Annotated in this window: 18 protein-coding genes; 13 read left to right on the top strand and 5 right to left on the bottom strand. The window is 65.1% G+C overall.

The annotated features are described in order from the left end of the window. The first annotated feature begins 216 nt into the window (after positions 1–216). The 7 genes from gmd (at position 217) to ACFFJ7_RS12975 (ending at position 7,512) form a co-directional block, all read left to right on the top strand. Positions 217–1,269, top strand: a complete 1,053-nt coding sequence (gene gmd, locus ACFFJ7_RS13005) for a GDP-mannose 4,6-dehydratase (RefSeq protein ID WP_377592848.1) — start codon at positions 217–219, stop codon at positions 1,267–1,269. Between the two features lie 49 nt (positions 1,270–1,318). Then, a complete protein-coding gene (locus tag ACFFJ7_RS13000) occupies positions 1,319–2,164 on the top strand; it encodes a GDP-mannose 4,6-dehydratase (protein ID WP_377592847.1) in 846 nt (281 codons plus the stop codon). 451 nt (positions 2,165–2,615) lie between these two features. Then, complete coding sequence (locus ACFFJ7_RS12995) at positions 2,616–3,158, top strand: NUDIX hydrolase (protein WP_246225177.1); 543 nt, start codon at positions 2,616–2,618, stop codon at positions 3,156–3,158. Between the two features lie 177 nt (positions 3,159–3,335). After that, positions 3,336–4,148 carry a signal peptidase I gene (gene lepB / locus ACFFJ7_RS12990; protein ID WP_166950539.1) on the top strand — a complete coding sequence of 271 codons (813 nt, stop codon included), beginning with the start codon at positions 3,336–3,338 and terminating at the stop codon, positions 4,146–4,148. Next, positions 4,148–4,837 (top strand): ribonuclease III, encoded by a 690-nt coding sequence (gene rnc, locus ACFFJ7_RS12985; RefSeq protein ID WP_166950542.1) that lies wholly within the window; start codon positions 4,148–4,150, stop codon positions 4,835–4,837. Before lepB ends, rnc begins: the two co-directional genes overlap by 1 nt. After that, positions 4,834–5,775: a GTPase Era gene (era, locus tag ACFFJ7_RS12980; RefSeq protein WP_166950545.1), complete on the top strand. Its 942-nt coding sequence runs from the start codon at positions 4,834–4,836 to the stop codon at positions 5,773–5,775. Before rnc ends, era begins: the two co-directional genes overlap by 4 nt. Before the next feature lie 72 nt (positions 5,776–5,847). Beyond that, positions 5,848–7,512, top strand: a complete 1,665-nt coding sequence (locus tag ACFFJ7_RS12975; protein WP_377592845.1) for a DUF6311 domain-containing protein — start codon at positions 5,848–5,850, stop codon at positions 7,510–7,512. A gap of 95 nt (positions 7,513–7,607) precedes the next feature. Here ACFFJ7_RS12975 and topA read toward each other — a convergent pair whose 3' ends face one another. Beyond that, on the bottom strand, positions 7,608–10,433 hold the full coding sequence (topA, locus tag ACFFJ7_RS12970) for a type I DNA topoisomerase (protein ID WP_377592844.1): 2,826 nt from the start codon (positions 10,431–10,433) through the stop codon (positions 7,608–7,610). Positions 10,434–10,671: 238 nt separating this feature from the next. Here topA and ACFFJ7_RS12965 point away from each other — a divergent pair, with 238 nt between their 5' ends. Together ACFFJ7_RS12965 and ACFFJ7_RS12960 are read left to right on the top strand one after the other, a co-directional pair. Beyond that, a complete protein-coding gene (locus ACFFJ7_RS12965) occupies positions 10,672–11,082 on the top strand; it encodes a hypothetical protein (RefSeq protein WP_377592843.1) in 411 nt (136 codons plus the stop codon). A 209-nt stretch (positions 11,083–11,291) separates the two neighbouring features. Then, positions 11,292–11,873 carry a copper chaperone PCu(A)C gene (locus tag ACFFJ7_RS12960; RefSeq protein ID WP_166950558.1) on the top strand — a complete coding sequence of 194 codons (582 nt, stop codon included), beginning with the start codon at positions 11,292–11,294 and terminating at the stop codon, positions 11,871–11,873. A gap of 133 nt (positions 11,874–12,006) precedes the next feature. On the opposite strand, the gene ACFFJ7_RS12955 is transcribed toward ACFFJ7_RS12960, so the two are convergent. The 4 genes from ACFFJ7_RS12955 to ACFFJ7_RS12940 all read right to left on the bottom strand — a co-directional run bounded on the left by ACFFJ7_RS12955 (position 12,007) and on the right by ACFFJ7_RS12940 (position 14,841). Next, the gene (locus ACFFJ7_RS12955) at positions 12,007–12,468 is read right to left on the bottom strand and encodes a UCP034077 family protein (RefSeq protein ID WP_377592841.1); all 462 of its coding nucleotides are present in this window, start codon (positions 12,466–12,468) and stop codon (positions 12,007–12,009) included. Positions 12,469–12,614: 146 nt separating this feature from the next. Then, entirely contained in the window at positions 12,615–13,082 is a 468-nt protein-coding gene (locus ACFFJ7_RS12950) for a type III secretion system chaperone (protein WP_377592840.1), read from the bottom strand. 295 nt (positions 13,083–13,377) lie between these two features. After that, positions 13,378–13,833, bottom strand: coding sequence for a DUF983 domain-containing protein (locus ACFFJ7_RS12945; RefSeq protein WP_166950566.1), 456 nt, complete (start codon positions 13,831–13,833; stop codon positions 13,378–13,380). Between the two features lie 33 nt (positions 13,834–13,866). Next, positions 13,867–14,841 (bottom strand): lysylphosphatidylglycerol synthase domain-containing protein, encoded by a 975-nt coding sequence (locus ACFFJ7_RS12940; protein ID WP_377592839.1) that lies wholly within the window; start codon positions 14,839–14,841, stop codon positions 13,867–13,869. A gap of 474 nt (positions 14,842–15,315) precedes the next feature. Here ACFFJ7_RS12940 and ACFFJ7_RS12935 point away from each other — a divergent pair, with 474 nt between their 5' ends. From ACFFJ7_RS12935 to ACFFJ7_RS12920, 4 genes are all read left to right on the top strand, one after another. Next, the gene (locus ACFFJ7_RS12935; protein WP_166950570.1) at positions 15,316–16,230 is read left to right on the top strand and encodes an ABC transporter permease subunit; all 915 of its coding nucleotides are present in this window, start codon (positions 15,316–15,318) and stop codon (positions 16,228–16,230) included. 63 nt (positions 16,231–16,293) lie between these two features. Then, a complete protein-coding gene (locus ACFFJ7_RS12930; RefSeq protein WP_246225178.1) occupies positions 16,294–17,406 on the top strand; it encodes an ABC transporter substrate-binding protein in 1,113 nt (370 codons plus the stop codon). A 100-nt stretch (positions 17,407–17,506) separates the two neighbouring features. After that, on the top strand, positions 17,507–18,847 hold the full coding sequence (gene livM, locus ACFFJ7_RS12925) for a high-affinity branched-chain amino acid ABC transporter permease LivM (RefSeq protein WP_377592836.1): 1,341 nt from the start codon (positions 17,507–17,509) through the stop codon (positions 18,845–18,847). An 80-nt stretch (positions 18,848–18,927) separates the two neighbouring features. Continuing rightward, the gene (locus ACFFJ7_RS12920) at positions 18,928–19,893 is read left to right on the top strand and encodes an ABC transporter substrate-binding protein (RefSeq protein WP_377593033.1); all 966 of its coding nucleotides are present in this window, start codon (positions 18,928–18,930) and stop codon (positions 19,891–19,893) included. Positions 19,894–19,935 lie beyond the last annotated feature (42 nt).

Here is a 19,935-nt window from a genome sequence, read left to right as displayed (position 1 = left end):
TTTGCGCGATACGCCACGCCGCCGCGTTTGAAATTGCGCTTTTCACGGCGCATAACAAATGAAGACGGAATTGTGCGACAGATGTTGCAGAATGCGCTGCCGGATATCAACAGTTTGCCGTCCGGAGGTAAAATCTGCTAACGCATGACGCCGTGATATATTGAAAAATTATGCGCCAACCGTCGCGGGCGGCGCGTTCTTCTGCACGAGAGTCCCATGGCCGCTGCCTCTTCCGCCAAGACCGCGATCATCACCGGCGTGACCGGACAGGATGGCGCCTATCTCGCGCAATATCTGCTGGAGCGCGGGTATCGCGTGGTCGGCGCGGTGCGGCGCACGTCGTCGGTGAATCACTGGCGGCTGGCGGAACTCGGCCTGCTGGACCACGCCAGTCTGGAACTCGTCGATTTCGACCTGGGCGATGCCACCAGCGCTATCCGCCTCGTGGCCGAGCACCAGCCGGACGAGATCTACAACCTCGCCGCGCAGAGCTTCGTCAGCGTCTCGTTCAAGCAGCCGCTGGCGACCGCCGACATGACCGGCCTCGGTGCCCTGCGTCTGCTGGAGGCCGTGCGCATCGTGAAGCCGGATACGCGCTTCTATCAGGCGAGCACATCGGAGATGTTCGGCAAGGCGCAGACGCCCCGGCAATCCGAGACGACGCCGTTCTATCCGCGCTCGCCCTATGCCTTCGCCAAGCTGATGGCGCACTGGGCGACGGTGAACTACCGGGAGAGCTACGGCATCTTCGCGGTTTCAGGCATTCTCTTCAATCACGAATCGCCCTTGCGCGGCAAGGAGTTCGTCACCCGCAAGATCGCCGATCACGTCGCGCGCGTCTCACTCGGCGAAACGGCGCCGCTGGAGCTTGGCGCGCTCGACGCGCAGCGCGACTGGGGCTATGCGCGCGAATACGTCGCCGGCATGCACGCCATGCTCCGGCATGAGCGCCCCGATACATTCGTGCTGGCGACCGGGCGCACGTCAAGCGTTCGCCGTTTCGTCGAACTGGCGTATGGCGTCATCGGCCTCCCGCTCGTGTGGGAAGGGGAGGGCGCGCGGGAGCTGGCGCGCGACGCGCACACGGGCGCCGTGCGCGTGCGTGTCAACCCGCGTTTCTACCGCCCGGCGGAAGTGGATTTGCTGCTCGGCGATTCCGGCAAGGCCGAACGCGAACTCGGCTGGCACGCGCAGACCGGGCTGGAGACGCTGTGCGAGATCATGGTAAAAGCGGATATCGAACGCAACCGTCAGGGTCGCTCGTTCTGACCGGCCGTTTCGGCCGGCATCCGTGGTTCTTCTATCGGAGAGAGCGCCCATGCGCGTGCTCGTCACCGGCGAGGAGGGTTTTACCGCCCGCCATCTCGCGCCCCTGCTCGTCGCCCACGGCCACGAGGCGCTGCCGCTCGCGGCCGACCTGACGCGGCCGGCGGAGGTGGCGCAGCGCGTGTCGGCGCTGATGCCGGACGCCGTCGTGCATCTGGCGGCCATCTCGTTCGTGCCCGACAGCACGGACGCCCGGGTCTACGCGGTCAACACGGTCGGCACCGTGACGCTGCTCGATGCGCTGGCCGGGCTGGCGCGGCCGCCGCGCCGGGTGGTGCTGGCGTCGAGTTCCCACGTCTACGGCACGCAGGCGGGCCGGCTGGCCGAGGATGCGCCGCTGCAGCCGGTCACCCACTACGGCGCCTCGAAGCTCGCCATGGAGTGCGTCGCGCGGCCGTACCGGGAGCGTCTCGGCGTCGTGATCGCCCGGCCGTTCAACTACACCGGCGTCGGGCAGGGGGAGCGTTTCCTCGTGCCCAAGCTCGTCGCCGCCTTCCGCGCCCACTTTCCCGAATTGCGGCTGGGCAACCGGAATGTCGCACGCGACTTTTCGGACGTGCGTCACATCGTCCGCGCCTACTTCGCCCTGCTGACGGCGGACGACGTCGAGGCGGTCTACAATCTGTGCTCGGGCCGGCCCGTCACCATAGAGGCGCTTCTGGCCGCACTGGAGGCGCAGACCGGCCATCGGCCGCGGATCGTCACCGACCCCGCCCTCGTGCGCCCCAACGAAACGCCCGTCCAGTACGGTGATCCGGCGCGCATGGAGCGCTTGCTCGGCACAGCCGCGCCGCCGGTGGAGGACGTCCTGCGCTGGATGTTGCGGCAGCCCGCCTGAAGCGCTGCGTGCCGAGGCGCTGACGAAAGCCTGTGGAAAAGCCGGCGCGGAGGGGCTGTCCTGCGGCTTTTTGTGCCGTCCCCCGATACGAAACTGTCATCCTTTGGCCGTTATATGAATACTGCATGGGTGTGTGCGGCGTCGGCGGTCGATTCGCGATAAAATATGTGGATTGACGGCGCGATACAAAAAGCGTGCCGCTTTTCGGGCGATATCGTGCGTTAACAAACAGATAGCGCGGCGGCTACATTTTTATCCCGTGCTGGCTGCATCATGAATGCCATTAAATCTATTGTCTAAATCTATTGTCTATGTTAATGTACAAATGTAAGATAATTTCCATTCGTTCCTGCTGCACGCGCGGCCTGGGACAGTTGAATGATAAAGGAGAGCTGACGCGGGATGGTGTCGGGATTTGAGCGGGCGGGGTCTGGCGGAGACGATATCTGCCATGGCTGATGTTCTCAAGCCGTCCGTGATGGAGAAGAAAAAGAAGAATTGCCGGCGCCAATTCGGGGCGCTGCCGTTGCGCATGAGCGATGACGGCCGGATCGAGGTGATGATGGTCACCTCGCGCGAGACCCGCCGCTGGATCGTTCCCAAGGGCTGGCCGATCAAGGGCCTGTCCGGCGCGCAGACGGCCGCGCGCGAGGCGCAGGAGGAAGCCGGCGTGCTCGGCATCACGGGCAAGAGCCCGGTGGGCGGCTATCTTTACGACAAGCGTCTCAAGAACGGCAGCAGCGCGCGCTGCTATGTCGAACTCTATCCGCTCTGGGTGGTGGACGATATGCCCCGCTGGCCCGAATATGGCGAGCGCGAGATCGAATGGCTGCCCGTCGACCAGGCTGCGGAACGCGCGGGCGACGCCTCGCTGGGCGAACTGCTGCGCGCGGTCGGCGACAAGGGGTTGCCGCGTTCCTCCCACAAGCTCTATCGCAAGGCGGCACGCAAGGCGCGGCGCACGCAGGCCCAAGGCGATTTGCGTTATCGTTGAGCCAGAGCCCGCTGTTCATATTGCTTTGGATGCCCGGCTGTTCACCCTTCCCGGCGCAGCTGTTGCAAAACATTGCGATTGCGTGACCTTCCGAAAAATCCCGTTTCCCTCCGTCCGAAAACCGGTTACACACGGAGATTGCGTGGCGGGTGGCGGCGCTTGATGAGTGGACGGAAGATGGAGCGAAGTGGCGTCAAGCCCGACAAGGCGGATACGGCAGGCGTGAGCGAGAATCGCAGCAAGGCGGAAATCCGCAAGGAAAGCGGCTTTCTCGATACAGTGAAGGTGGTCGCGCAGGCGCTGCTGATCGCGCTCGTGGTGCGCTCCCTGCTGTTCCAGCCTTTCAACATCCCGTCCGGATCGCTCATCCCGACACTGCTCGTGGGTGACTACCTGTTCGTGTCCAAATATGCCTATGGCTATTCGCGCTTCTCGTTCCCGCTCGGTATCGTGCCGTTCGAGGGGCGTATCCTGGGCGCGGAGCCGAAGCGCGGCGATGTTGCGGTGTTCAAGTTGCCGAAGGACAATTCCACCGACTATATCAAGCGTGTCATCGGCCTGCCGGGCGATACCTTGCAGATGATCGATGGGCGGTTGTTCATCAACGGCAAGATGGTCGAGCGTGAGCGTATCGGCAACTACCGGGACGACGAGGACACCACGCCCGGCACAGGGCCTGAGGTGCCGATGTACCGCGAGACGCTGCCCAACGGCGTGAGCCACGTCGTGATCGAGCGCTATGGCGACCGCGGCCCGTGGGACAACACGCCGCTCTACAAGGTGCCCGAGGGACACTACTTCATGATGGGCGACAACCGCGACAACTCCGCCGATTCGCGCGACATGAGCACCGTGGGCTATGTGCCGTTCGACAATTTCGTCGGCCGCGCCGAGGTACTGTTCTTCTCCATTGACGGCGTGCCGGCGTGGCAGGTGTGGAACTGGCCGACGGCCGTGCGCTGGGAGCGCCTGTTCAGCCGGATACATTGATGCCCGATCTCGCTTCTCTCCAAGAGCGCCTCGGCTATGTCTTCGCCGACGCCGGTCTGCTGGATATGGCGCTCACCCATGTCAGCGCGATCCCGACGCAGAAGATAAAGTCCTACCAGCGGCTCGAATTCCTGGGCGACCGGGTGCTCGGCCTTGTGGTCAGCAACATGCTCTACGCAACCTTCCCCAACGCCGAGGAAGGCGAGTTGTCGCGCCGGCTCGCGGAACTCGTGCGCAAGGAAAGCTGCACGGAGGTGGCGCGCGGCTGGCAGGTCGGCCCGCTGCTGCGGCTCGGCGAGGGCGAGATCACGTCGGGCGCGCGCGACAACGCCGCCATCATCGCGGATGTGTGCGAGGCGATCGTGGGCGCCGTGTTTCTCGATGGCGGCTTCGACGCGGCGCAGGCTCTGGTCGAGCGGGCGTTCGAGGCGCGCATGCACGCCCCGCGCCGCCCGCTGCGCGATGCCAAGACAGCGCTGCAGGAATGGGCGCAGGGCCGGGGGCTCGCCGCGCCCACCTATGAGATTACAGACCGCAGCGGCCCGGACCACGCGCCGCGCTTCCGCGTCGCTGTCCGGGTCGATACCATGTCGCCCACGGAAGGGCAGGGCACCTCGAAACGCACCGCCGAGCAGGACGCCGCCGCCCGCTTCCTGTCGCGCGAAGGAATCCGGATCAGCCAGTCATGACGGACGAAAACCCGCAGCAGCCGCAACCGTATGAAGCTCCGCAGACGCGCTGCGGCTTCATCGCCCTCATCGGCGCGCCGAACGCCGGCAAGTCCACGCTGCTCAACGCGCTCGTCGGTGGCAAGGTGTCCATCGTTTCCCACAAGGTGCAGACCACGCGCACGCTGGTGCGCGGGATCACGATCGAGGGCGATGCGCAGCTCATTTTCGTCGACACGCCCGGCATCTTCCGCCCGAAGCGCCGGCTCGACCGCGCCATGGTGACCTCGGCCTGGGGCGGCGCGGGCGACGCGGACGCCGTGTGCCTGCTGATCGACGCCCGCCGTGGGCTGGACGAGGAAAACGAGGCCATTCTCGACAAGCTGCCGGACGTTCGCCGGCGCAAGATCCTGATCCTGAACAAGATCGACCTCGTGCCACGCACGGCGCTTCTGGCGCTGGCGGAAAAAATCAACGCGAAGCTGCCCTTCGACGAGACGTTCATGATCGCCGCCCTTAACGGTGACGGCGTGGCGAGCCTGCGCAAGCGTCTCGCGGAGCTGGTGCAGCCGGGGCCATGGCTCTATCCCGAGGACCAGATGTCCGACGCGCCGCTGCGCCAGCTCGCGGCCGAAATCACGCGGGAGAAGCTGTTCGAGCGCCTGCACGACGAACTTCCCTATGCCTCCACGGTCGAGACCGATCAGTGGACGGTGCAGAAGGACGGCTCGATCCGGGTCGAGCAGACGATTTTCGTGGAACGCGAGAGCCAGCGCAAGATCGTGCTCGGCCATCAGGGGCAGGCCATCAAGGCCATCGGCTCGCGCGCGCGCGTGGAAATCGGCGAGATCGCGGAGGCGAAGGTGCATCTCTTCCTGTTCGTCAAAGTCCGCGAGAATTGGGCCGACGACCCTGCTCGCTACCGCGAGATGGGGCTGGAGTTTCCGCGTGGCGGATGATATCAGCTGGCAAGTTTTCCGTTTGCCAGAGTAATCGCTGGCCGGATCGGTGCTTTGTTGGAGACTGGCGCGATGCGTTCCGGCGACGACAGGTTTTCTGCCGTTCTTTCCTATCTTTTTGCATTCATACTCGGGTCATATATCAGCCTGGCCGTCTTCCCCGCCGATTTCATCTGGCCGGCAGCGGTGGCGCAGCATCCGTTCCATCAGGATTTCTCGCAACACGTCGTCGGCCAACGCTATTTTATTGCCGATGCATGGCGCTGGCCCCCGTTCGAGGTGCCGTCCCTCAACTTTCCCGATGGCGTCCATGTCGGGTTCACGGATTCGATTCCGGCGCTCGCCGTGCCTCTCAAGCTGCTGTCGTTCCTGCTCCCGCCCGGCTTCCACGGCTTCGGCCTGTGGTACATTCTCGCATGGATCCTGCAGCCCGTTGCCGCCGTCTGGTGTCTGCGCGCGGCCGGCGAACGGCGGTTGCTGCCAGCCGCCTGCATCGCCCTGATCGCCATCAGCATGCCGACATGGTGGAGCAGGTTTCTTCATGCGTCGCTGTGCGGTCATTTCCTGATCTGGATCGTGCTGGGCACGTATTTCCACCTGCTGCGCGACAACAGGGCGCTCCATTGGGTGTACGCGGCGCTCGTGCAGATCGTGATCCTGTTCGTGCATCCCTACCTGTGGGCGATGACGGCGGTCATCCTGTTTGCCGTGCCGCTGACGTATTTCTTCAACGGCGACAGCCGCTGGCGCACATCGTTGCCCGCGAGCGTGCTCGCCGTTGTGGCGAGCATCGCGACGGCATGGGCCACCGACTATCTCGGCGCGCACGGCGGGCATGGCTACGGCATCTACGGCATGAACCTGCTGTCGCCCTTCTGGCCCGCCGGTTCATCGCTGCTGCCCTTCAGTCTGCCCATGCTCTACACATCGCCGGAGGGGGCTTGGGAGGGATACCAGTATCTCGGCGCTGGCATGCTGGCCGGCCTGGTGTTGCTCGTTCTCGCGCGGCGCGGCGCCCTGGTGGGGGACCTGCGCGCCAACATCGGCCTGGTGCTGGTGTCGCTCTTCCTGACGGTCTTTTCGCTATCCAGCACCATCGGGATCGGCGGCCGCATCTTCCCGAACGTCTACGCGACGAACGGCTTCCCGTCTTTCATCGAATCGCTGTTCGACCATTTCCGCTCGTCCGGGCGCATGTTCTGGCCCGTGGGATACCTGCTCGTCCTCGCGGTCGTGATGGGGCTGGCGCGAATGGGCAACGCCGTGCTCGGGACGGTGCTGCTGCTCGCGGTCGCCGTGGTCCAGTTCGCCGACAACCGGGATGCGCGCGCGACGCTGGCCTCCAGCCTGCGCCACGATCGGCCGGCGTGGCTCTTCGATGTCGGGCGCGTGCGGGAGGCGGTTTCGAAGGCCTCGGTTCTCCGGATCTATCCACGCTGGGAATGCGTGCCGACTGCGGACATCCCGGCCGAGCACCAGAGCATCACCCAGTTGCTGACCGTCGCTTCCGAGACAGTCGTGCCGGTCAACACGATGTACGTGGCGCGCTGGCACAACATGCGCAACTGCAACGACGAGCAGGAGGCCGCGGAGCCCCTGGCGCCGGGCGAGGTGCGCATTCTGGGCGTGACCGTGCGCGACCGTTACGGCCCGCACATTCCGGAGGCGGATCGTTACTGCCAGCGTGTGGACCAACTGCTGCTGTGCAGCCGTCCCGCTTCGACACAAGGCGGGTAATCGGCGGGTAATGATGCTCCTGCCGACAGCGAAGGTGCCCCGATTTCAGCGTGCCGGGTGATGTGTCGGCGCAGAAGGACGGGGCGGGCGGCCGTTCACTCGCCCGCCGTCGCCTTCTTCGCGGTGCGGCTGCGCGCGGCCTTGGCCGGCTTGGCCGCATCCGGCTCCGCGTCGCTTTCGGTGTTAGCCGCCGTCTTGCTGGCGGCCGTCTTCCGGGCGGTCGTCTTTCTGGCGGTTCCGGCTGTTGTCTTGCTAGCCGCCGCCTTGCCGGCGGGCTCCTTTTCGGCAGCGGTCTTGGCCGGGGCCTTCTTCGCGGGCGGTTTCTTCTTGCCCGCCACCCGCCGGGCACGGATGAGGGCGACCGCTTCCTCAAGGGTGTAGCTGTCGGCCTCCACGCCCTTGGGCAGCGTGGCGTTCGTGGTGCCATCGGTCACGTAGGGGCCGTAGCGGCCGGCCTTCAGCGACAGGGTCTTGCCCGTCTCCGGCTCCTCGCCCAGCACCTTGCCGGGATCGGAAGAGCCGCCGCGCCGCCCGCCGCCCTGTTCCTTGGCGATGATCAGGTCGATGGCGCGGTTGGCGCCGATTTCCAGCACGCTGTCGTCCTTGCCGAGGCTGGCATAGGTCTTGTCGTGCTGCACATAGGGGCCGAAACGGCCGATGCCGGCCTTGATCGGGTTGCCGCTCTCCGGATGCGTGGCGACGGTGCGCGGCAGCGACAGCAGCTTGAGCGCGATGTCGAGATCGACGTTGTCGGGCGCGAACTCGCGCGGCAGCGTCTGACGCTTGGGCTTTTCTTTCGGCGTGGCTTTCGTCTTCCGGCCCTTTTTCGGCACGTCGCCGCTGCTTGCCTCAGGCGTCTCCGGTGCCTCGGGCGCTTCCGGCGCGTCGCCGCCGAGCTGCACATAGGGGCCGTAGCGCCCATCGCGCAACGAGACCTCCAGGCCGGTTTCGGGGTCGGTGCCGAGCACGCGCGGCCCGCCGTCTCCGCCCCCGCCTTCGCCGTCGCCCGAAAGCTGGCGTGTGTAGCGGCATTCGGGATAGTTCGAGCAGCCGATGAAGGCGCCGAACTTGCCGATCTTCAGCGACAGCCGGCCCGAGTTGCAGGCAGGGCAGGCGCGCGGATCGCCGCCGTCGGCGCGGGCGGGGAAGATGCGCGGCGCCAGCACGTCATTCAGCGAATCAATAACTTGCGTCATGCGCAGTTCGCGCGTGCCCTCGATGGCGGCGATGAAATCGCGCCAGAAGTCGCGCAGCACTTCTTTCCAGTCGATCTCGTGATTCGACACGCGGTCGAGCTTTTCTTCGAGGTCGGCGGTGAAGTCGTACTCGACATAGCGGCTGAAGAAGCTCTCCAGAAACGCTGTGACGATGCGGCCCTTGTCCTCCGGCACGAGGCGCTTTTTGTCGAGACGCACATATTCGCGGTCGCGCAGCACGGCGAGCACCGCGGCATAGGTGGACGGGCGGCCGATGCCCAGCTCTTCCATGCGCTTGACGAGGCTCGCCTCGGTGAAGCGCGGCGGCGGCTCCGTGAAGTGCTGGGTGGCGCGAATCTCGCGCTTGTCGAGCGAATCGCCCGCCTTCATGGCCGGCAGGCGGCCGCCGTCCTCGTCCGCGTCGTCGTCGCGCCCTTCCTGATAGAGCCTCAGGAAGCCGTCGAACACCACGACCTGCCCGGTGGCGCGCAGGTCGAGCACGCGGGCGCCCACCTGCGCCGTGATGTCTGCGGTGGTGCGCTCCAGCCGGGCCGATTCCATCTGGCTCGCGAGGGTGCGCGTCCAGATCAGCTCATAGAGCTTTGCCTGCTCGGGGTCGAGATAGCGCGCCACGGCATCGGGCGCGCGGCCGGGGTCCGTGGGGCGGATGGCCTCGTGTGCCTCCTGCGCGTTCTTGGCTTTGGTCGAATACTTGCGGGGGGCGTCCGGCACGTAGGCATCGCCGAAGGTGCGGCCGATGACCGCGCGGGTGGCGCTCACGGCCTCTGGCGCCATGTCGACGCCGTCCGTTCGCATATAGGTGATGAGGCCAACGGTCTCGCCGCCGATCTCCGTGCCCTCGTAGAGGCGCTGCGCGAGCTGCATGGTGCGCGCGGGCGCGAAGCCAAGCTTGCGCGAGGCTTCCTGCTGCAGCGTGGAGGTGGTGAAGGGCGGCTGCGGATGGCGCCGCGCGGGCTTCGCCTCGATATTGGCGACGGTGAAGGCGGCGGTTTCCAGCGCATCCTTGAAGGCCTGGGCTTCCTCGCCCTTGCCGATGTCGAGGCGGGTGATCTTCCTGCCGTCCGCGCCGACGAGGCGCGCCTCGAACGTGGCGCCCTCGCGTGTCGCCAGAACCGCGATGAGCGACCAGTACTCGCGCGCCACGAAGGTCTCGATCTCGCGCTCCCGGTCGCAGACGAGCCGCAGCGCCACGGACTGCACCCGCCCGGCCGAGCGCGCGCCCGGCAGCTTGCGCCACAGCACCGGCGACAGGTTGAAGCCCACCAGATAATCGAGAGCACGGCGCGCCAGATAGGCATCGACGAGTGCCTGGTCGATCTGGCGCGGATGCGCCATGGCGTCGGCGACCGCGTCGCGCGTGATGGCGTTGAAGGTCACGCGCTCGATCGGCAGGTCCTTCAGCAGTTTCTTCTGCGCCAGCGCCTCGATGACGTGCCACGAGATGGCTTCGCCCTCGCGATCCGGGTCGGTTGCGAGGATGAGCTTATCGGCGCCCTTCACAGCGCGCGCGATGTCCGCGACGCGCTTGGCGCCGCGGTCCTCAAGTTGCCACACCATGGCGAAATCGGAATCGGGATCGACCGAACCGTCCTTGGCCGGCAGGTCGCGGATGTGGCCGAACGATGCCAGCACCTCGTAATCCGGGCCGAGATATTTGTTGATCGTCTTCGCTTTGGCAGGCGATTCGACGACAACGACCTTCATGATTCCATCCCCGACGGCTGAAAAACGATTGCACTTGAGTTTTGTGCAACGGGCGGGATAAGTGGGGGCAAAAGGGGCGCAAGTCAAATGCTGCGGTGCACCTCTTTCCAAAAAGATCACGATGTGCCGCCGTTCCGGCGATCATGCAAGCTGCCCGTTCCCGTTTCCCGCAAGGCGTCACATGACTGGCATCCCGGACGCAACATCCTGTATACGCTCGCTGAATCGGGCCACGCGGATGGCGCTGCCGGTGCTGCTCGCCTATGCGATATTCGCGCATCTCATCGTCGTCTCATTCGGTACGGTTACGCTGGCGGCAGGGCTGCCGGGGGGGACCGGAGCCGTCGGCCCGCTTGCCGCCGTGCCTTTCGCCGCCATGCTGTGCCATCCGGGCGCGCTCGCGGAAGATGCCTCGCCCGGCACTGAGCGCCCCCCGGGCGATATGCCGCACGGCAAGCAGCACTGGTGCTGCGGTCCATGCCTGTTACAAGGGTCGGAGCCGTGGGCGCCGGCGGCTGCTTTCATTATCTTTTCCCATGAACGCGCTGCTTCCGTCATCCGCTGGCACTCCGGGCGCGAGACGGCGCTGGCTTCGTTCGCGGTCGTGCCGACAGCGCGCGGCCCACCCGCCGCCGTCCGCCGGACATGAAGAATCACAGATCCCGGTCCGATCGAATGTGAATGGATCGGGGATTCCGTAACAAATCCGAAGCAACGCAACCGAATCGCCGTTACGCTTCGACCGTTCGCCGTCGAACTGCGGGGCTGGAGCCGCGCATGGATATCCGGTTCTGGACATCCGGTTCGACGCCGCACCGTGGATTGCGCGGATCGATGACCGCGCCAGGGAGACAGATCATGACTGCATTCATCCATGCCACCCACGCCCGCCGCCTTGCCCGTGTTCTGGCACAGGCGTCGTTCGCGACCGCGCTGGCCGTCGCGGGGGCGGGCGCTCCTGCCGCTTTCGCCCAGTCGTCCGCTCCGGCGCACGGCGCACAGCAGCAGGCGGAGCAACACACCGGCATCGCGATAGAACAACCGTGGTCGCGCGCGACCGCCAAGGGCGCCCGCGTCGGTGGCGGCTATCTGGGCATCACCAACACGGGTAACGAGGACGATACGCTCCTCTCCGGCTCGACCGACGTTGCCGAGCGCGTTGAGATTCACGAGATGGCGGTCGTCAACGGTGTCATGAACATGCGCAAGCTCACGGACGGCCTTGCCGTCCCCGCCGGCCAGAGCGTCGCGCTCAAGCCGGGCAGCTATCACATCATGCTCATCGGCCTGAAGCGCCCGCTGCGCGAAGGCGAGACGTTCGACGCCAGCCTTGAGTTCAGGAATGCCGGGACCGTTCCCGTAACCTTCACGGTACGCGGCATCGGCGCGCGCGACGCCGATGGCCACCAGGGCATGCAGGACAAGCCGAAGGGGCACTGACGTGAAGGGGCACTGACATGCCGCGACGGGGACGGAAACTCCGTCCCCGTCGCGGCGATGGTTCTCCAAGGCGGTCGCCGCCTTTCGTGCCAGATGGCGTGGGCGCGGCGATTGAGCGAAGCGCAGCGATATCCTACGCCCGCTCGGCGGAGGGGACGAAGCGCATGGTGAATATCCGTCCAGCCACCGCGCGGCCGAAGGACGAGGTAAACTGCAGCGGCGTGCATGCGTTGAAGGCGTCCGCAATGGAGTTCAGAAACGCGCGCGCCCGCTTGTCGCTTTCGCCGAGCCGGGCGAAAGTGATGCGCGGGGGCCCCATGAGCGAGCCGTCACGCCGGAAACTGAAGCGTGCCGTGGCGGAAAGCCCTTCGGTGCCGTGCGGTGGCTTCCAGCAGGCCATGAGTGCGGGGCCGATGCCCCTTGGCGTGTTGATCTCTGCCGCTGCCGCTGTCGTGAGGGAGGCGACGCCAAGCGAAGCCGCTAGCAACGCGATGCGTACCACCCGAGGCCATGCGGCTGCCGGTGACGCCGAGACAGCACGCGAACCTGCAGGCGCGGGACCGTGCAGGGCAGAGAGCCGATCGACGGGGCGCATGTTTTTCTCCTCGGTCTGAACCTGCAGCGCAGAATACATCACAAGGCGAAAAATTGGATGCGCGGGCGGAAACTTTTATGCCGCGCCACCGCAGCCCCGGGATAGCGACGCCTGAGGACGGGCTCGCCGCTCGCCGGGCCACCGAATCACACACGCAGGGACGCGAGTTGCTCCCCGGCGGAGACCGCATCCGGCCTCGCGTCGGCGGTAAACTCGCGCGAGGAGATCAGGTTCCGCCAGGCTTCCGCGACGTTGACGGACTGACGGAAGAACTCCTCGAACGCCGCCTGCTCCAGCCCTTCGAAGGACAGGTGATCGGCATAGATCAACCGGTTTTCCTGCCTGTCGAGCCCGATTGCGCCCGTGCCGACGAGAAGCCCGGCGAGATTGACCTCAAGCAGATTGGCATAACGCTCCGTGTCGACTGCTGCCGGCAGGTTGCCGATCACGGACAACAGGATGAGATGTCTTTTCTCGGGATCGTATTGGGCGTCGATGACGATGTCGTCGAAGGTGAGGCGGATGGCGTTATTGTCGTCCAGCTTCAGATCCGGAAGCCCCAGCTTGCGGCCGAATTCGGAAAACAAAAACGTTGGGTCAGCGAGGGTCGACATGCCCATGTTCTCCCTTGAAAAGGCTGAAACAGGTAATAGAGAAGCAAACATCCAAAACGACACGTATTGTAGGGGATGGAATGTCAATGTCAAACAACCATAAAGAATCACATAAAGTAAAAATAAAACAAAATCACAATAATTACTTCAAATAGCAAATTATGAATTTATTTAACATCTATTAAATATAGTAATTATTACTTATTTACAAAATAAGTATTTCTTATTTAGGTAAAAATTTTTTACTGTCAGAAGTATACAGTGCAACGACATTCTGCAACGAGCGCGTGGGCGCTCATTGTCCGGCGTCGGAGTGTGTTCCCGGATTGCCGGTGCCGTCCGTGGAGGGAGAGGTCGTTTCCTTGCGTGCGGCTTCGAAGCGCGCCTCTTCTGCCTTGTGCCTGTACTGCGAGCAGACAAGCCAGCCCTTGGCCGGGCGCAGCACCGCAAGGCAGCCGATCAGGATGAGCGGGAAGGTGGTGAAGAAGTGCACCCACAGCGGGGCGCCGAACGTCATCTCCAGCCAGATGCCGAAGGCGAGCGCCGGAATGCTGCCGATCCACATCGCGAAGAACGCCGGACCGTCAGCGGGATCGGCGAAGGAATAGTCCAGCCCGCAGACCTCGCAGCGCGGGGCGAGGCTCAGGTAGCCCTTGAAGAGATGGCCCTCGCCGCAGCGTGGGCAACGGCCGCGCAAACCCAGCCGGAAGGCGCTCTCAGCCGATTCGGGGATGTCGTATTGGGTCGTCATCGAGAAAGCTCCTGAAGAAAACTCCCGCAAACGTCAGGCGGCCCTGTCGACCTTGTCCGCGTCCGCGTCGCCGTGCAGCGTCCGCGACAGGCGCGATCGCTCGAAAAGGATCACGACGATGATCGCGAACGCAAGCGGCAGGATGAGATAAAGCAGCCGGAAGACCAGCAGTGCGGCGAGAATGTCCGACTGCGAGAGCTGCTCGTTGGCCATCGCGTTCAGGAACACGAACTCCAGCACGCCGAGCCCGCCCGGCGCGTGCGAGATCAGCGCCAGCGAGAAGGAAGCGAGAAACACGCCGAGCACCACGAAATAGCCGGGGTTTCCGGCATCCGGCAGCGCAAAGTGAATGATGGCCGCAGCGCCGATCAGCTCCAGCGGCGCGGCCATGAGCTGGCGCACGGTGATGCGCAGGCGCGGATAATAGACGGCGAACTTGCCGATCTTCAGCGGCTTGAACTCGCGCCACGAGCCGAGCACGTAAAGCGCGACGAGGGCGAGCATACCGAAGCCCACGAGGCGCGCCAGCCACACCGGCGCATCGATGAAGCGCAACACGATTTCCGGCTCGCCCACCAGCACGAGCCCGCCGAGCAGCACGGTACCGAGCGCGAAGGTGAACGAGCACAGCGCGACGAGCACGCCGACCTCGGCGAGGCTCAGCCCCATGCTGCCGTAAGCGCGGAAGCGCACCATCGCGCCCGAGAGCACGGAGGCGCCGATGTTGTGGGACAGCGCATAGGTGGTGAACGAGACCAGCGACACCACGACCCACGAAATCTTGCGGCCCAGGTGCAGCAGCGCGATCCGGTCGTACCAGGCGAGCGCGCCGTAGGCGACAAGGGTCGCGAGCACGCACAGCATCCAGCGGTGCGCGCTGATGTTGGCCACGCTGTCCCACACCTCGCTGGCCGAGATGTCTTTCAGTTCCTTGAACAGAAGCCAGAATGAAAAGACGACCGCGATAAGGCCGATGACCGGCCAAACATACTCAAGCTTCTTCTTCATTGGCTCTCTGGCATCTGATTCCGGGCGGCGGCAAGTCTGGACATCAAGCCTCGACATCATGTCACAGGGGGGCCGGACGACAGGCCTTCGTCGCAAATCAAGGACGGCGGGACAGGTTCCGGGCAGGCCGGCACCCCGCGACGCGCCGACAGCGCCGCAAGTCATCTGTGCCCCACGCGCCCGTTCGCCGCAAGAGGAATTCGCCTTCGGGCGCATTCGTCGCAAGGCGAAGTTGCACTGCGGCAATCTTGTTTCACACCGTTGTCGGGGAAAAGCGGTGGCGTGACGTGGACGCGGCAGTGTATTTCTGTCATTTATGACGTCGACGAGTCTTGCTGGGGCGACGGCGTCGTCGTATCCGTGCGGGGAATGCATAAAAGGCACGACGCCGGACCACCGGTGCGCGCGATAATCGGAATGTATGGCGGCGGGCGGAACGATCCGCGGCGGCGCCATTCAGCGGGTGGGGCTGTCTTGGCTTATTTTGTCGACCAGTTTGTCAACGGGCTGACGCTTGGTGCTGTGTACGGCCTGATCGCCATCGGCTACACGATGGTCTACGGCATCATCGGCATGATCAACTTCGCCCACGGCGAGTTGTTCATGATCGGCGCATTCATTTCCCTCATCGTGCTGCTGCTGCTGGCCCAACTCGGCGTCGCCTCCGTGCCGGTGGCCATTCTGATCACGCTCGTCCTGTCGGCGGCGTTCACCGCCCTGTGGGGTTATGTGGTGGAGCGGATCGCCTACCGGCCGCTGCGCGGCGCCATGCGCCTCGCGCCGCTCATCTCCGCCATCGGCATGTCGATTCTGCTGCAGAGCTTCGTGCAACTGGTGCAGGGCGCCGGGCAGAAGTCGCTCGCGCCCATGATCACCGGCCGCGTCGTCGTCGGCGAGCTGGACGGCCAGCCCGTGGAGATCGCGGTCGTGCGCATCGTCATCATCGCGGTGACGCTGGTGCTGATGACGGCCTTCAGCCTGTTCGTCGCTCGCACCAGCTTCGGCCGGGCGCAGCGCGCCTGTGAGCAGGACCAGAAGATGGCGAAACTGCTCGGCATCAATGTCGACCGCGTCATTTCGCTCACCTTCGTCTCGGGCGCGGTGCTCGCGGCGGTGGCGGGGTTGCTCTATACGGTCTACTATGGCTCGATCGATTTCTTCATCGGCTTTCTCGCCGGGCTGAAGGCGTTCACGGCGGCGGTGCTCGGGGGTATCGGCTCGCTGCCGGGGGCGATGCTCGGCGGATTGCTGATCGGGCTCATCGAGGTATTCTGGGCGGGTTATGCGACGGCCGAATACAAGGACGTCGCCGTGTTCGCCATCCTCGTGCTCGTGCTCCTCTTCCGGCCGACCGGCCTTTTGGGTCGCGCCGTCGTCGAGAAGGTCTGAATGCAGGTTCGACCTTCGCATCAACCAGAATCTAGCGTGGTCCAGACACGAATCGGGAGAATCATGATGAAAATGTCAGCGAAAAAGGCTCTGGCCGGCGTCTGCATGCTGGCGCTTCTCGCGGGGGCGACCGCCGCGCGGGCCGATGTGACCATTGCGCTCGGCATTCCCGCCACCGGCGGGCAGATCGCGGCGCTCGGCGCGCAGGCGAAGCTCGGCGCGGAAACCGCTGTCGCGGCCATCAACGCCAAGGGCGGCATCAACGGCGAGAAGATCGACCTGCAGATCGCCGACGACCAGTGCGACCCCAAGAACGCGGTCTCCGCCGCCAACCAGGTGGTGTCGCGCGGCATCAAGTTCGTGCTGGGCCACCTGTGCTCGGGCGCGTCCATCGCCGCTTCGGACGTCTATAACGACGAAGGCGTGCTGATGCTCACCGCCTCCGCCACCGCGCCCGATCTCACCGAGCGCGGTCATCCGCTCGTCTTTCGCGCCAACGGCCGCGACGACCAGCAGGGCTCCGTGGGTGGCAAGTTCATCGCCGAGAAGTTCAAGGACAAGCGCATCGCCATCGTCGACGACAAGCAGGTTTACGGCCAGGGCCTGGCGCGCGAGGCCGGCAAGGTGCTCGCGGCCGCTGGCATCAAGCCGGTCTATGTCGGCACGATCAACGCCGGCGAGCGCGACTATTCGGCGCTGGTCAGCCGCCTGAAGGACGAGAAGGTCGATGTCGTCTACTTCGGCGGCTACCATACCGAACTCGGCCTGATCGTCCGTCAGGCCCGCCAGGCCGGCCTCGACACGCGCTTCATCGGCGCGGACGGCATCGCTGCCAACGAATTCTGGTCCGTCGCGGGCGAGGGCGGCGCGGGCACGCTGTTCACCTTCTCCGCTGACGCCAAGGACAAGCCGAGCGCGCAGGAAGCCTACGCCGAGTTGAAGAAGGGCGGCGAGCCGGACAATTTCGCCTTCTACTACTATGCCGCCGCGCAGACGCTGGCCAAGGCCATCGCCGACGCAGGCAAGGACCCGGAGAAGGTTGCCGAGAAGCTGAAGTCCGAGAGCTTCGACACCATCGTCGGCACCTTCCGCTTCGATGCCAAGGGCGATCTGGTCGATCCCGAATATGTCGTGTTCGAGTGGAGGGACGGCAAATACGCGCCGACGAAGCTCTGACCCCTATGATGCAACCCGCTCCCGCCTGTCAGGCGGGAGCGGGTGGTTACAGAATGACAGATGTGTTTCATAACAAGAACAACTGCCGGAAGATCGTTACATGAGCCTCGCCGCCGCCCGTGACACCCACGATCCGGAAGCCCGGTCGCTGTTCGTTGCAGCGCTGCGCGAGGCGCTCGTCGCCGGCATCATCATGGTCGGCCTCGCGCTGCCGCTGGTGGGGTTCGAGCTGGAAAACCAGACGGGCGGTGGCGTCGCCATCGACTATCGCTTTGACTGGGTCGCGATCGCCGCGCTTGTCACGTTCTTCGGCCGTTTCGCGGTCGCCCTGTCGCGGCCTTATGTCGCCAGTGCACTGGGGCGGCAGAAGAGCGTCGCTGGCACGCCGGTGCGGCGGACGGCGCTGCCGAGCGGCGTGACCTCGGCGCATCTGGGGCTCGCGCTCGGCCTCGTGGCACTGGCGCTGCCGTTCCTGCCGATCGCGGACCGCTACATCGTCGACACGGCGACGACGGTGCTGATCTACGTCATGCTGGGGCTCGGGCTCAACATTGTCGTCGGTCTAGCGGGGCTGCTCGACCTCGGTTATGTCGCATTCTATGCGGTGGGGGCTTATTCCTTCGCACTGCTGTCGACCATCTACGGGATGTCGTTCTGGCTTTGCCTGCCGGTCGCGGGGATCATGGCTGCCTTTTTCGGCATCCTGCTCGGCTTTCCGGTGCTGCGCCTGCGCGGCGACTATCTCGCCATCGTCACGCTCGGCTTCGGCGAGATCATCCGTGTTGTGCTGATCAACTTCGATGTGCTGACCGGCGGCCCCAACGGCGTCGGCGGCATTCCGCGTCTTACGTTTTTCGGCCATCCCTTTGCCAACCGCGCGCAGGATGGCGTGACGCCCTTTCATGAGCTGTTCGGCATCGCCTACGCGCCGATCCACCGTGTCATCTTCCTTTATTACGTGATCTTCGTGCTGGTGCTGATCACGGCGTTCGTGTCCATGCGGCTGCGGCGGCTGCCCATAGGCCGTGCGTGGGAAGCGCTGCGCGAGGACGAGATCGCCTGCCGCTCGCTCGGGCTCAACGTTACCCGCGTCAAGCTGTCGGCCTTCGCTATCGGCGCGATGTTCGGCGGCTTCGCCGGCACGTTCTTCGCGGCGCGTCAGGGCCTCGTCAGCCCGGAGAGCTTCACATTCTGGGAATCGGCGCTGGTGTTGATGATCGTCGTGCTGGGTGGGCTCGGCAGCCAGACGGGCGTCGTCATCGCCGCCATCGCGGTCATCGCTATTCCGGAGTTCTCGCGCGACCTGGCGCAATTTCGCATGCTGATGTTCGGCGCGGCGATGGTGGCGCTGATGGTCTGGCGTCCGGGCGGCATCATCGGCACACGCGCGCCGAGCGTGCGGCTGGGCGGTGGCGTTCCTTCGCCGTCCGGAAAGGCGTGAATTTCCCGCCGGATGTTCTAGACTGACAAAGACGGCTGTCCGCGGACGGGGCATGCAACAAGGGATGGGGGTTTGACATGATAAGGACTGTTGGCGCGGCGTTCGCGCTGCTGCTGGCCGGTGGTGTCTGGGGTGCGGACAGCGCAGCCGCGCAGACGCAGACGGTGGCGATCACCTCCATCGTCGATCACCCGGCCCTCAACGCCGTGCATGAGGGTGCGGTCGCGGCGCTGGCCAGAGCCGGCTTCAACGACGGCAAGGAGATCAAGGTCGTTTTCGAGAGCGCGCAAGGCCAACCGGCGACGGCGGTGCAGATCGCCCGCAAGTTCGTCGGCGAGAAGCCGGCCGTGATCATCGGCATCTCCACGCCCTCGGCACAGGCGCTGGCTGCGGCGACGAAGTCCATTCCGGTGGTGTTCAGTGCCGTGACCGATCCGGTCGGCGCGCAGCTCGTGGCCTCCGCCGATAAACCTGGCGGCAACGTCACCGGCGTGTCGGACCGCGCACCCACCGAGGACCAGGTGGCGCTGATTCGGGAACTGACGCCGGACGCGAAGACCGTGGGCGTGCTGTTCAATCCCGGGGAGCCCAATTCCGTCACCGCGGTCAAGGAACTGAAGGAAGCGGCGGCGAAGATCGGTCTTTCGGTGGTCGAGGCGCCTGCCACCAAGACGGCGGAAGTGCAGGGCGCGGCGCGCTCGCTCGTCGGCAAGGCGGATGTTGCCTTCGTCCCCACCGATAACACCGTCGTCTCGGCGCTGGAGGCGGTGACGGGCGCCCTGATTGCGGCGAAGATCCCGCTCTACGCGGCGGATACCGACAGCGTGGCGCGCGGCGCGTTCGCTTCTGTGGGCTTCAACTATCGCCAGGTGGGTGAGCGCACCGGCGAACTCGTGGCGCGCATCCTGAAGGGCGAGAAGCCGAGCGACCTGCCCGTTCAATTTGCGCAGGGCACGGACCTCTATCTCAACAAGGGCGTGGCCGGGAAGATCGGTGTCACCCTGTCTGAGGCGGCCGTGAAACGTGCGGTGAAGGTGATCGACTGAAGGGGGCTGGCGGTGCTCCAGAGGGGTGCCGGCGCTTGAGGA

This window comes from Pseudochelatococcus lubricantis, assembly GCF_042432495.1.
Lineage (GTDB): Bacteria > Pseudomonadota > Alphaproteobacteria > Rhizobiales > Beijerinckiaceae > Pseudochelatococcus > Pseudochelatococcus lubricantis.
The sequence above is the reverse complement of the archived record's forward strand: the minus strand, read 5'-3'. Positions and strand labels throughout refer to the sequence as shown.

Excerpts from the sequence above, each read along its gene's own strand:
- gmd (WP_377592848.1), top strand. The coding sequence starts at position 217 with ATGGCCGCTGCCTCTTCCGCCAAGACCGCGATCATCACCGGCGTGACC.
- ACFFJ7_RS12975 (WP_377592845.1), top strand. The coding sequence starts at position 5,848 with ATGCGTTCCGGCGACGACAGGTTTTCTGCCGTTCTTTCCTATCTTTTT.
- era (WP_166950545.1), top strand. The coding sequence starts at position 4,834 with ATGACGGACGAAAACCCGCAGCAGCCGCAACCGTATGAAGCTCCGCAG.
- lepB (WP_166950539.1), top strand. The coding sequence starts at position 3,336 with ATGGAGCGAAGTGGCGTCAAGCCCGACAAGGCGGATACGGCAGGCGTG.
- ACFFJ7_RS12945 (WP_166950566.1), bottom strand. The coding sequence starts at position 13,833 with ATGACGACCCAATACGACATCCCCGAATCGGCTGAGAGCGCCTTCCGG.
- ACFFJ7_RS12930 (WP_246225178.1), top strand. The coding sequence starts at position 16,294 with ATGATGAAAATGTCAGCGAAAAAGGCTCTGGCCGGCGTCTGCATGCTG.
- livM (WP_377592836.1), top strand. The coding sequence starts at position 17,507 with ATGAGCCTCGCCGCCGCCCGTGACACCCACGATCCGGAAGCCCGGTCG.
- ACFFJ7_RS12955 (WP_377592841.1), bottom strand. The coding sequence starts at position 12,468 with ATGCGCCCCGTCGATCGGCTCTCTGCCCTGCACGGTCCCGCGCCTGCA.
- ACFFJ7_RS13000 (WP_377592847.1), top strand. The coding sequence starts at position 1,319 with ATGCGCGTGCTCGTCACCGGCGAGGAGGGTTTTACCGCCCGCCATCTC.
- ACFFJ7_RS12940 (WP_377592839.1), bottom strand. The coding sequence starts at position 14,841 with ATGAAGAAGAAGCTTGAGTATGTTTGGCCGGTCATCGGCCTTATCGCG.
- ACFFJ7_RS12960 (WP_166950558.1), top strand. The coding sequence starts at position 11,292 with ATGACTGCATTCATCCATGCCACCCACGCCCGCCGCCTTGCCCGTGTT.
- rnc (WP_166950542.1), top strand. The coding sequence starts at position 4,148 with ATGCCCGATCTCGCTTCTCTCCAAGAGCGCCTCGGCTATGTCTTCGCC.
- topA (WP_377592844.1), bottom strand. The coding sequence starts at position 10,433 with ATGAAGGTCGTTGTCGTCGAATCGCCTGCCAAAGCGAAGACGATCAAC.
- ACFFJ7_RS12965 (WP_377592843.1), top strand. The coding sequence starts at position 10,672 with ATGGCGCTGCCGGTGCTGCTCGCCTATGCGATATTCGCGCATCTCATC.
- ACFFJ7_RS12950 (WP_377592840.1), bottom strand. The coding sequence starts at position 13,082 with ATGTCGACCCTCGCTGACCCAACGTTTTTGTTTTCCGAATTCGGCCGC.
- ACFFJ7_RS12995 (WP_246225177.1), top strand. The coding sequence starts at position 2,616 with ATGGCTGATGTTCTCAAGCCGTCCGTGATGGAGAAGAAAAAGAAGAAT.